We start from the raw sequence: 11919 nt of genomic DNA, 5'->3' as shown, positions 1-11919 counted from the left end.
TGATGCTGTTTATTGTTCCTTTTGAAATTTCTTTGTGGTTTGGAATAGTAAGCCTTCGATAGGGTTCTTTATCCTGCCTCAGGATAATATGACTCCCGGTCTGATGGTCGATATTATAACCTGTTTTATTAAGTGCCTTTATTACTTCAAGGTAAGATAATACAGGTAATTTTGGCATATCTCAGGCAGTTATTTCTACAGTTTCTTCATATATTGACGGGGGGATTGGTTCATTATGCTTCTTTAAGCTTTCCAGGTACCCTTTTGCAGCGTCTTTTATATTTTCAAGTGCTTCGGTTCTGGTTTTTCCCTGAGATATGCAACCCGGAAGGGACGGGCATTCGGCGACAAAGATTCCATCTTCGTCCATTTCTATAATAACTCTGAATTTCATATGACCTGATCTCACCTGTTTTGAGTTTTCAACTAAAATCCGTTTAAGTTTTTTTGGTAATGTATTATTACGATTTCTGCAATAAAAAATCTGTTATGCAGGCATTAAGGGTCTGTGTTATACATCTGACTGTTTTCATTATTTCATTCCGTTAGGAGCTTAAGGTGGAGAGGAATAAATTCTCTTTTTTTAATGGCCGTTGGCGTATAAAATACGGCATGAGAAGCCTGCACATCTGATCTGAGAACTTTTTGCAGTGATTCGGGCTGCTACCCGCGATTCCGGGGATAACCGCTGCACTCATTAGAGGATCGGGAAGTGTGATAGTCATGGGAAAATATGGTTGGGAAATGCCGGTAAAAGTGACGACCGGGATTTTAAAATTCTTTTAGTGAGACCCAGATCCCCTCGAATTTTCCAAGCGACACAAAAACGAACAGCTGGAAAAAATCATCAGAATTAGGTGAGACCATGCAGAGAAAACCTGAAAAATTAAAACCGTGAATTCATGATGTAAATATAATAGAAAAATGCTTAAAATCAAAAAAGAACTTCTTAAAAATCGTAAAAAAGCCTCAGGAGGGAATTGAACCCCCGACCTGCTGATTACAAATCAGCCGCTATGCCGCTAAGCCACTGAGGCGCCTACTAATGTTGGATGTTCAGTTTAAAAAACCTGACGTTTTAACTTTTATTCAGAGCACAAAAAACCCATTATTTAATCCCTCAAAATAACAAAACAATATTCAGGATTAATTATGGCGCATCTTACTGTTGATATCGGAGGAAGCCCCGGGGCAGACTGCCGGGGTTTTTGCAAATACTGTTACTTCAAGCGCCTCGGAAAAGAGGATGAACCCGAACCTTTCGGATGCAAATACTGTCTTCCCTTCACAAAGGGCTGCGAATACTGCACCAACGGAGTCCGGGAAAAATATGAGGGATTCAAACCGCTGCGTGATGTGGCAGATGATATTCTTGCAAATCTTCAGTTAATGGACGGCGATCTTGAAAAAATAACAATAAGCGGCGGAGGTGACCCGTCATGCTACCCTGAAATTAAGGATTTAATGGAGATACTTGGCAGCATGGAAGTCCCGATACATATAGGATACACCAGCGGCAAGGGTTTTGACGATCCCGAACTTGCAGACTACATGGTCGAAAACGGCTTATCTGAGGTATCATTTACAGTTTTTTCGAATGATCCCCGGCTTCGGGCAGATTACATGGGTGATCCCACTCCTGAGGCATCACTTGATTTCTTTGAAAGACTCTGCAAAAAAATAGATGTTTATGCCGCAGCACTCATAATTCCAGGCGTAAATGACGGGGAAAAATTAGAGGAGATGTGCAGATGGCTTGAAGGGTGCGGCGTTAAGGGCCTGATTCTGATGAGGTTTGCAAACCGCATTGATCAGGGATTAATACTTGGAAATGCGCCGATAATTAAGGGTCAGAGAGTTCACACTGTAAGAGAGTTTGCCGAACTTGTGGTATCCCTAAACTCACGCTATAATTTTAAGATAAACGGAACACCTCTCGGGGACCCTGAGATTGGATCGCCGTTTGCTATAATGGATGAAACAGATCTTCTTGAGAAGATGCCCCGGGTGGAAAAGGATGCAACCGTAATAACAGGAAGCATAGCAGCACGTCCCATTCAGAAGATTTTAGACGCATGCGGGAACAAATCCTGGGTATACGGGACGAAAAAAGAGATTGCCTGCCTTATCACAATAGATGATTTGAAAGATATTGACCTTTCCCGTCTCAGTGAAACGGTAATCATTCCCGGAAGATGCTTTGTCCATGAAAAAGAAGCAGAAAAAGTCCTCTCTGCTGACGGAGTAACGCGGACTGTAATAAGAGGGCCTGACATGCTCACAGCCGATGCAGAGATGAGCATGGGGATGGATAAAAACGGCGTTCTCCAGATGGAGATGGACGGTTTTTCCGACCTGATAAGGCTCATTAATATGTATGGGAAATAAGGGGAAGTGAATAAGATGTCTTTTTTTTAAACCCATCCCCGAAATTCCATAGCCTCAACAACCCGTGCAACAGCAATCGTGTAAGCTGCCTGTCTTGAGGATATATTGTTCTCCTTTGCTTTTTTGGTAACACTCCCGAAGGCCTGCGTCATCTTTTTGTTGAGCCGCCGGCTGACCTCCTCCTCACTCCATGAATCCATATTGAGATTCTGCACCATCTCGTAATAGGAGACGATAACGCCGCCTCCGTTGCAGAGTATGTCGGGAATAATGTGGACACCATTTTCAAGAAGAATTTCCTCCGCCTCAGCTGTTACAGGGCCGTTTGCAAATTCTGCAAGTATCTTTGCCTTAACATCTTTTGCATTGTCCTTTGTAATAACATTCTCAAGTGCGGCCGGAATCAGAATATCAACGTCAAGTTCAAGAATTTCGGCATTTGAGATGTTTTTAGTATTGGGGTAGTTTAAAACAGAGCCTGTTTTTTTCTTGTGAACCATAATATCAGAAGGGGTAAGACCCTCTTCTGAAAAAATCCCGCCCCTGCTGTCACTTACCGCAACAACTCTGCATCCGGCAAGCTCCTTTCCTAAATGTGCGGCAAAATAACCAACATTTCCAAAACCCTGCACAGCTACGGTTACGGTTTTTTCCGCCGGGATGGAATCCCCCAAATCCCCTCCAAAATTGAGATTGAGTTCTGTCTCCTTAGAAGCCTCACGTATTGCAAACCATCCTCCCTTTGCAGTCGCATCCTCCCTTCCCTTTGAACCTCCGAGTGAGATTGGCTTTCCTGTAATTGCACCGAAGTCTGTTTTGCCTATAAATTTAGAGTGCTCATCAAGCATCCATGCCATGACCTTACTGTTTGTATATACGTCAGGTGCAGGAATATCAACATCAGACCCGATGAAATGCCTCATCGACTGTATATATGAACGTGAAAGACGCTCGAGCTCACTTTCAGACATCTCTTTCGGATTGCATACAATCCCTCCCTTGGCTCCTCCAAGAGGCAGATCATGAAGGGCACATTTCCATGTCATAATCGCTGCAAGACTGCGTATTGTATCGCTGTTTTCATCCGGGTGGTATCTTATTCCCCCCTTTGTCGGCCCTCTTGCATTATTGTGCTGGATTCTAAATCCCTGAAAGGATTTTATCGTCCCGTCATCCATTCTGACGGGAACAGATACATGAAGTTCTCTTCCAGGTTTCTTTAAGATCTCTTCTACATTTTTGGTAAGTTTTAGCTCAACCGAACATTTGTATATGTGTCTTTTTACGGATTCAAACAGGCTTTCTTCTTCTGCCATAATCTCCCCCAAAATCATAAATTTCAAAAATAATTTTTAATAAATTCAGAGTAATTTTGTCTCAGTTACAGGTGTAGGAACTTTGACAACAAGAACCCTGAATATCTCTCCTGTGTCATTTATCCACCTGTGCGGAATGTTTGCAGGACTCTCAATTATCATATCCTTTGTTGCAGTTTCTCTCTCATCTCCAATCTCGACAACAGCCGTTCCTTCAAGAACATAGAAAAAAACATCAACCGGTGTTTTGTGCTTTTTTAGAGATTCTCCGGGTTTTAAGGTGATCTCAACTGCGGTTGCATGTTTAGTCTCGTAAATCTTCCTTAAATTCACATTGTGAGGATTCTTTTGCAAAGGAAAATCAGACGTACTCTTCATAACTATCAATTACATCTCCTCCTTTTGACTGCCTGATTGTTCATATGCCCGAATCGTGCATAAAGCTATGCCGGATAAAATATCGGAAAGCTCTCTGGTGCCTTCTTTTAATTCCGTTGCATAAAGGAAAATTATACTTAATGCAATACCAAAAATATCCTGATGAAAAGTCCCTTTCATGTAATGCTCATCCCTACTCTCGGGTGCCCCGCAAACTGTAAATACTGCTGGAGTTCTGAGGAGGATTCTCCTGTTATGACCATTGATACTGTAAAGAAAACAGTTGAATGGTTAAAGCAACTGCACGATTATCAGGTTACAGTGACCTTCCATGGCGGAGAGCCCCTTCTTGCAGGTCTGGAATTTTACAGGGAGGCACTGCCTCTTCTCTCAGACGGACTTCGCCACCTTGACCCTACCTTCGCCATCCAGACAAATCTTTGGCGGATGACTCCGGAACTGGCAAAGATATTTGCGGAATACAATATTCCGGTTGGCTCAAGTATTGACGGACCAAAAGAGATCAACGATTCCCAGAGAGGTGAGGGATATTTTGACAGGACATTTGAGGGATATAAAATCGCAACCGAAAACGGACTTGATGTAAGATTCATATGTACATTCACTGCGGATTCGTATGAAAGAAGAGAAGAGATCTTCAAATTTTTCATGGACAACAACTTAACCCTAAAACTTCACCCGGCATTGCCATCCCTCCGGGATAATGAACCTGAAAAATATGCACTTGAGCCTGAAAAGTACGGCGAACTACTGGTCTATCTTCTGGATATGGCACTTCTGCACATGAACCGGGCCGAGATTATGAATATAAACGACCTCTGCCGGTGTGTATTTACAAGAAGGGGCAATGTATGCACGTTTGCGGACTGCATGGGAACGACATTTGCAATCGGCCCCGACGGCGGAATATACCCCTGCTACCGTTTTGTCGGAATGCCTGAGTATGTAATGGGAAATGTGCATTACAACCCGTCAATGGAGGATCTTGAATCATCCCGGGCATGGAAGCTCATGCAGGAGTTTAAGGATTTCGTGGATGAAAACTGTGCGGACTGCCCCCATATCAAATACTGCCGCGGGGGATGCCCGTATAATGCGATTGCGCCGACAAACGGCGAGGTAAAAGCCGTCGACCCTCACTGTCCTGCATACAAACGAATATTTGACGAGATAACAGACAGGCTCAACACCGAGATGTTTGAATCCCCTCCGCCCGGAATGGGCGGTTCTTCCCGCAGAAGAAGGGCAAAACCGGGCGTTACCGCTCTTATTCACAAAATCGTGATGGAAAAATAAGAAACAGAGTTTTTTTCTCAATCACCTAAAAAAGAATTCAATATTAAAATCACTCATTTTTTTCTTTTAATATCTTAGCCTTTTCAAGTCTGTCATAAAATTTTTCAAGTTTTGGGGAAACATCAGGTCGTTTTGATGATGCATAATTTTCAAAGACAAATATTGCTCTCTCAAGAACTCTTATTTCTTCAGAGTATTGTTTTTTCTTTCTGTAAATTATTGCAAGACGGTCATATGGATGGTTTCCTTCAAAGCCTTCGGCAATATTCAGTTCATAAAGTTTAATGGCTTCATCAGTTTCACCATTTTTTTCAAGATCTTTTCCTTTTAGATTTCTTTCAACCTGAATATTGAATTTTCTTTCTTCAGCTGATTTTGGCAGATTAGAATCTGAATTGTTATTACTCTCATTGAGATTGATGGTTTCAGGATTGTTTATCCTGTTTATTAAACCCTCAATTATGCTCATAAGCATCAAACCGGAGAATGGTATATTATGTGTTCTACCCTCAACTTCAATGGTATTATCTATTTTTGGTAGTCCGACAAAATATTGCATTTTCTCTTTATTTTCTCGATTAATTCCTATCCCGTCAATATATGGGTTTATGGAAATAATCTTTTCAAGAGGAATATTTGTTGTTTTTGTTGAGCCTGAAAATATTATCCTTTTTGATGTAATGGTGAGAATTCCGGCATCAATATCCCGGATTTCATCATGTGATTCTCCTGATGCACTAAATGCACCTAAATTAAATGAAACTCCTTTCGCAACACGTATTCTTGGCCCTCCATAACCACCAGAGGTTTTTCTGACTGCCCTGGGTTCTTTTAGAGTTATATCAATTATTGAAACCACATGTTCTTCATTTTTTTTCAAAATAACCGGACTATTTGGATTTGAACCTAAATCCACAATTCCCTGACTAAGTTCTGAATAATATCTTTTAATATCGATCTCTTTTTGTTTTTCATCAGACACTCCTCCATGTGCAATTTTGTTCCATTCATCCTCAGTCAATGCTTTATTACTGTAATTGTTCCAGATTTCATGATTTTTGTCAGATACCGATGTTAATTTATATTTGTCATTTGATTTCACAAATCTGGCTTTACATTCAGAGCAAAAAAAGGAATCATTTGAAGAGAGACCTAAAAATTTCTTTTGTAATTCATATTTTAATGAAGAGTTTCTGCATACCGGACAGCAATATGTCCATTCATTAGAAACAGGTTTAATCTCTTCTTTCTCATCTTTGGAATTTAGTGGATTTCCACAATTTGAGCAGAAATTGCCGTTATCTTCAAATCCGCAGGATGGACATTTCATATAATCTGGTTATTATCAGGGCATATAAAGTTTTCAGCAAAAAATTATATTTTCTTCATTATATTGTCTTTTAATTTTTCAAATTCTTCTTTTGTTATATGCCCATCATTATGAAGTGAAGCAATTCTTTCAAGTTCTTTAATGGTATCCGTGTCACTTTCCTGTTCCCTTGAATTTTTTATTTCTTCAATATATCCCGAAGATATTATTCCTGTTGGTAATGCAACAAAACCGATTCCAATCAGGGCAAGAACACTGGCCATCAATTTTCCAATTGGCGTAATAGGATAGATGTCTCCATAACCCACAGTCGTTAAGGAAGCAACTGCCCACCACATTGCATGAGGAATGGATGAAAATGCTTCTGGTTGAGCACTGTTTTCTGCATAGTACATCATTGACGAAGCAATAATGATTATCAGAAAGAGAATGAAAAATGTTATAGCTAATGCTTCTTTTTCGCGATTTAGGACTTTTTTAAGCAAATCAAATGATCTGGTATATCTTGCAAGCTTAAATAATCTGAAGATTCTTAAAAGCCTTAATATTCTTAATATTCTGAGGTCCACGCCTATAAACAATGGAAGATAAAAGGGCATTATAGCCAGAAAATCAATTATCGCAAGGGGTGTAAGTGCATATTTGATTCTTCCAGTGATTGGCTTTTTAAAATTTTCATTCTCTGTACAGGACCAAACTCTCAAAACATATTCGATAGTGAATACAATTACTGATAAAAGTTCTATTGCTAAAAAGATCTCTGGATTGAAAAAATTGGCTACACTTGCAAATATAACTGAGATTGTACTTACAATTATTAGAACAATTATGAATACATTGATAATTATTGCAAATCTACTTGGATTTTCACCTAAATCAAGAGAATCATAGATTTGTTTTTTTAACATTCCATATTGATAATTAACTTATGAATAATAAAGAGTAATCCTCTTAATACGGAATGATATATTGAATACTCAACGATAATCAGCAATTTGGGATTTCTGAATTAAATGAAAATAAAAAAAAGCTCTCAATTTCAGAGAACTTTTTTGAGTTCGTTCTTTAGGGCTTCGCTTATCACTTTTCCGTCAACACGGCCTCTTAATTCCTTCATGACAACGCCCATCAAAGGCCCGAGTGCACGCATTCCCTGCTCTTTTACAAAGTCAGCTCTTTCAGCGATTACAGCCGCGACAACCTCTGATAATTCCTCTTCAGAAACAGATGGTGCAATTTTTTCTATTGCGGACGTTACACTGTCACCTTTTGATACTGCTCTTAACAGATCCGGAACTGCCTCTTTTGCAGCATCTCCTTTCTCAACGGCGAGCATAATTTTGACAATGTCATCGTCTGAAAGGGCAGCTGTATCCACATCGTCACGTCTGAGCTCTCTTAAGGTAGAGTAAAGTGTTCTTGCGGCAAGATTCGGCTTAACGCCTTTTTCTATTGCAAGCTCAAATAATGAACATCTAACAGAATATGCCATATTTCTGGCGAGAGCGGGGTCAAGGCCGAGTTCTTCTGCAAAACGCTTCTCTTTTGCTGTTATAAGCTCGGGTATCTGAAGAGAATTCCAGTATTCATCTGTAATCTCAACCGGCAGAACATCGGTCTCCGGATACATCCTTGCAGCGCCGGGAAGGGGTCTCATATACGAAGTTGAGCCTTCCTCAAGCATCTTTCTGGTCTCTTCAATAACACCTGAGAATGCCATCTCAGCACGCATTTTGATCTGTCCTATCGCACACTGTGCCTTCTTTTTGGTATCGGCAACCAGAATTACACAGTCCTGCGGCTCAGCGTTTGTAAACTCGCGGAGTTTTGTAACCTCATCTTCAGAAACGCCGTATGCCGGAAGTTCGTCTGTGTGGAAAAGACCGCCGACTCCGCATTTTTTGGCGTAATCAGACATCTCACTTCCAAGTCTTCTTCCCGGCTGAATCTCATATCCGACAAGTCCGTTAAATCCCAAAAGGCGTACTGCAAGAATACATTTTGCACGCTTTAAAATTGCAGAGCCGGTATCTGCAAAGAGTTCTGTTACATCAAATACTTCATCCGATACAGAAGCTCCGCGTTTTTTAAGTTCATCACGGATATAAAGGAGACTCTGCTGTCTTGTAATTTCGCGTCTTACAACCTCGTCAATAAGATTTAAGTCCTGTACACCTTTTATCTCAACCCTTGCACCGTCACGGATTGAGATGTTTACATCCTGCCTGATTGTACCAAGACCGCGTTTTACACGACCTGTTGAGCGAAGGAGCATCCCGATATATGCCGCAACTTCCTTTACCTGCTCGGGAGTCTTCATGTCAGGTGCTGTTGTAATTTCGGCAAGCGGAATTCCAAGACGGTCGAGTGAGAAGATATCTCCTTCCACACGCTGTGCCGCCTCTTCCTCAAGACATATTGACTCTATTCCTGCTCCGGCCGGAATTTTTCCGTTTAGTGAGACAAGTGAGGTTCTCTGAAAACCGCTTGTGTTGGACCCGTCGATGACAAGCTTTCTCATCACATGAATCTGCCCGACAGGTGTCATATCCATCATCTTTGCCAGTGTCAGTGAAAGTTCAATGGCTTCAGGATTCATCGGTGCCGGAGGCTCTTCATCGTTTTCGACAAGACAGGTGGTATCGTATTCGTAGTATGTATAAATCCTGTCCTGCTTTTTCATCTCCTCTTTTGCAGCTCTGTCGATCTCGCCCATCTCGCTTTCCGTTGCCCGAAGATATCTCTTAAACTCGCCGTCTCTCTCAGAGACGTCGCGAAGTTTTGTCGGGCAGCGGCAGAAGAGCTTCTCTTTTGTATCAAGCTGCTGGTGGATCTCAATTCCGGCTTTAAGGCCTATCTTTTCATAATCCATGAGGTGTGCACCCCCTCATCTCGCCGCGAAGGTCGGTTGCCATAAGATCTTTTGCTTTATCCAGATTCTTTTCCTGTCCCAAAACCCACATGAGTTTTACAAATGCAACCTCGGGGAGTATATCCCCGCCTTCAATTATACCGGCATCCAAAAGATCGCGGCCTGTATCATAGACTCTGTCGCAGACCCGGCCGTTTAAACACTGTGATGTCATAACAACCACAGTTCCTGACTCTGTCAGGTTTTTAATGGCACCTATACATACCGATGATGTGTGTCCGAGACCTGTTCCTGCAATAACAAGGCCTTTGTAACCGGCAAAGGCGGAGATAATATCAGGTGACATTCCCGGATAGAAATACAGGAGTCCGACATTCTCCTCAAGTTCATCAAAGAGTGCCGCCTCATTCTCTCCTCTTCTGACAGCATCATCTCCTAGTGTTACATCAAGCGAGGGGTAATCCACCTTTCCAAGAGGCTTTGTGTTAATACTCCTGAATGCATCACGTCTTGATGTGTGCATCTTCCTGACTTTTGTTCCCCTGTGAATTGCACAGTAGTCATCGTTTGTGGTTGCATGCATGACAACCACAACTTCTCCAAGGTCTGATAATGCTGCTTTTGCACTGCACATGCCGTTCATCACATTATCGCTTGAAGGCCTGTCAGCAGAACGCTGTGAACCTACAAAGACGACAGGAACCGGGGTTTTGACCATGAAACTGATGGCAGCGGCGGAGTATGCCAGTGTATCCGTTCCGTGTGTTACGATAATCCCCTTTGAACCTGCCAGAATTTCGTCATATATAGTCCTTGCAAGAGTCTTCCAGATGGAAGGCGTCATATTTTCCGAGAGAATAGTTGCGGGCACATGTGCGTTGAAGTGCGCAATGTCCTTTAATCCCGGGATTGCACGGAGGATATCGTCCGCCTCAAACTGACTTGTGACAGCTCCTGTCCTGTAATCAATCTTTGAGGCAATTGTTCCTCCTGTTGATATTATTGAGAGTTTTGGGAGTTTTTCATTCTGTTCAATCTTTTTCGGGACTGATGCGGCCGGTTTTTCACTCTCAATTAACTTTAGGGAGCAGTGTTCAACTCCGATGTTGTACCCGTTGTCAAGTTTTAAGACTGCCCTGCCGTCTCTTTCTGTTATATATGTCCCTTTTATCTCGCTTCCTGCATAACTGCAGAGAACTTTATCGCCTGTATCCATTGTTATCCAATCAACTCCTCTGCCTGTTTTATCATCATCTTCTGTGAATTATCTATTCCTTCTTTAAGGTTCATTATCCAGTCTGCATCTTCTTTTAAGGCAAAATTGCGTTTTTCAATGCTCTTTTTGACTGCCTTTGGTGCAGGCCCTCCTGTTGCAGTCCTCTCGTTTATTGAAAATTCAACATCAAGAGCTTTTCTGACGCAATCCTCATCCATGCCTTTCTCCTTTAGGGATATCTGCGCCATATCAAGAGCTGCCTTTTCAAGAGTTTTCAGGTCAAGTTTTCCAAGTCTCACTGCACGGCCGACGATTCCGTGTGCAGTCCTGAAGGGAAGTCCGTATTCCCTGACCATGACATCGGCAAGCTCGGTTGCGGTTGAAAACCCTTTGCCTGCCTCATCTCTCATCCTCTCTTTGTTAAATTCTGCTGTTCTCAGCATCCCTGTCATTATTTTAACAGACGATTTTGTGTCCGTAACCGCTCTCCACAGATGCGGCCACAAGTCCTGCATATCGCGGTTGTAGCTCATCGGAAGACCCTTAATAAGGGCAACCGATGCCGCAAGTGCGCCTGCCACAGATCCTGCCTTTCCACGCATAATCTCTGCACAGTCCGGATTTTTCTTCTGCGGCATAATCGAGCTTGTTGAGCAGTAGGAATCGTCCAGATTTACAAATCCGGCAAAAGATGAGCTCCAGAGGATTAACTCCTCACACATCCTGCTAAGTGTTGTCATCAGTATTGCACAGTCGGAAATTGTCTCAAGACAGAAGTCGCGACCTGATACACAGTCCATTGAGTTTTCCAAAACGCCTGAGAATCCTAAAAGCTCTGCTGTGTATTCTCTGTCAACCGGGTATCCTGTTGATGCAAATGCCGCAGCACCAAGAGGACAGAGATCAACTCTTAAGTAAGAGTCGCCGAACCTTTCAAAATCCCTGCCAAATGCCTGTTCATAGTTCATGAAGTAGTGCGCAAGCGTTGTCGGCTGGGCATACTGGAGATGGGTGAATCCGGGCATAAATGTATTGAGATTTTCACCTGCAAGTTTCAATAGTTCGCGCCTTAATTCTGCTGTTTCACCAAGTATCTCAAGAA

The 11919-nt window shown here is 42.1% G+C and carries 12 protein-coding genes and 1 tRNA gene; 2 read left to right on the top strand and 11 right to left on the bottom strand.

Annotated features, from left to right (window positions below):
* The 3 genes from ACTB1O_RS09285 to ACTB1O_RS09275 all read right to left on the bottom strand — a co-directional run.
* Positions 1 to 178 (bottom strand): type II toxin-antitoxin system HicA family toxin (locus tag ACTB1O_RS09285; protein ID WP_462994855.1); only part of this gene is annotated, 178 nt, incomplete at its 3' end.
* 3 nt (positions 179 to 181) lie between these two features.
* Positions 182 to 394, bottom strand: coding sequence for a type II toxin-antitoxin system HicB family antitoxin (locus ACTB1O_RS09280; RefSeq protein WP_278100085.1), 213 nt, complete (start codon positions 392 to 394; stop codon positions 182 to 184).
* A gap of 571 nt (positions 395 to 965) precedes the next feature.
* Positions 966 to 1037: transfer RNA gene (locus tag ACTB1O_RS09275), tRNA-Thr, on the bottom strand.
* A 115-nt stretch (positions 1038 to 1152) separates the two neighbouring features.
* On the opposite strand from ACTB1O_RS09275, the gene mmp10 reads away from it, so the two are divergent.
* Positions 1153 to 2388 (top strand): methyl coenzyme M reductase-arginine methyltransferase Mmp10, encoded by a 1236-nt coding sequence (mmp10, locus tag ACTB1O_RS09270; protein WP_462994853.1) that lies wholly within the window; start codon positions 1153 to 1155, stop codon positions 2386 to 2388.
* Between the two features lie 26 nt (positions 2389 to 2414).
* Here mmp10 and ACTB1O_RS09265 read toward each other — a convergent pair whose 3' ends face one another.
* Genes ACTB1O_RS09265 through ACTB1O_RS09255 form a run of 3 tightly spaced genes read right to left on the bottom strand, consistent with a single transcriptional unit; the run spans position 2415 to position 4262 of the window.
* Entirely contained in the window at positions 2415 to 3704 is a 1290-nt protein-coding gene (locus tag ACTB1O_RS09265; protein WP_462994852.1) for a Glu/Leu/Phe/Val family dehydrogenase, read from the bottom strand.
* A gap of 45 nt (positions 3705 to 3749) precedes the next feature.
* A complete protein-coding gene (locus ACTB1O_RS09260; protein WP_462994854.1) occupies positions 3750 to 4082 on the bottom strand; it encodes a cupin domain-containing protein in 333 nt (110 codons plus the stop codon).
* 9 nt (positions 4083 to 4091) lie between these two features.
* Positions 4092 to 4262: a hypothetical protein gene (locus ACTB1O_RS09255; RefSeq protein WP_462994851.1), complete on the bottom strand. Its 171-nt coding sequence runs from the start codon at positions 4260 to 4262 to the stop codon at positions 4092 to 4094.
* Between ACTB1O_RS09255 and ACTB1O_RS09250 the strand changes: the two genes are divergently transcribed.
* Positions 4245 to 5399: a TIGR04083 family peptide-modifying radical SAM enzyme gene (locus ACTB1O_RS09250; protein WP_462994850.1), complete on the top strand. Its 1155-nt coding sequence runs from the start codon at positions 4245 to 4247 to the stop codon at positions 5397 to 5399. The genes ACTB1O_RS09255 and ACTB1O_RS09250 overlap by 18 nt on opposite strands.
* A gap of 49 nt (positions 5400 to 5448) precedes the next feature.
* On the opposite strand, the gene ACTB1O_RS09245 is transcribed toward ACTB1O_RS09250, so the two are convergent.
* From ACTB1O_RS09245 to argH, 5 genes are all read right to left on the bottom strand, one after another.
* On the bottom strand, positions 5449 to 6501 hold the full coding sequence (locus ACTB1O_RS09245; RefSeq protein WP_462994849.1) for a tetratricopeptide repeat protein: 1053 nt from the start codon (positions 6499 to 6501) through the stop codon (positions 5449 to 5451).
* A gap of 272 nt (positions 6502 to 6773) precedes the next feature.
* Positions 6774 to 7637 carry an ion transporter gene (locus ACTB1O_RS09240; protein WP_462994848.1) on the bottom strand — a complete coding sequence of 288 codons (864 nt, stop codon included), beginning with the start codon at positions 7635 to 7637 and terminating at the stop codon, positions 6774 to 6776.
* 131 nt (positions 7638 to 7768) lie between these two features.
* A complete protein-coding gene (gene gatE / locus ACTB1O_RS09235; RefSeq protein WP_462994847.1) occupies positions 7769 to 9601 on the bottom strand; it encodes a Glu-tRNA(Gln) amidotransferase subunit GatE in 1833 nt (610 codons plus the stop codon).
* The gene (gene gatD, locus ACTB1O_RS09230; RefSeq protein ID WP_462994846.1) at positions 9591 to 10817 is read right to left on the bottom strand and encodes a Glu-tRNA(Gln) amidotransferase subunit GatD; all 1227 of its coding nucleotides are present in this window, start codon (positions 10815 to 10817) and stop codon (positions 9591 to 9593) included. Before gatD ends, gatE begins: the two co-directional genes overlap by 11 nt.
* Before the next feature lie 2 nt (positions 10818 to 10819).
* Positions 10820 to 11919, bottom strand: a 1100-nt coding sequence (argH, locus tag ACTB1O_RS09225; protein ID WP_462994845.1) for an argininosuccinate lyase, incomplete at its 5' end; no start/stop codon positions are given.

Source organism: Methanomicrobium sp., from assembly GCF_055145805.1.
Note: the sequence above shows the minus strand (reverse complement) of the source record. Positions and strands in the feature narration are given on the sequence as shown.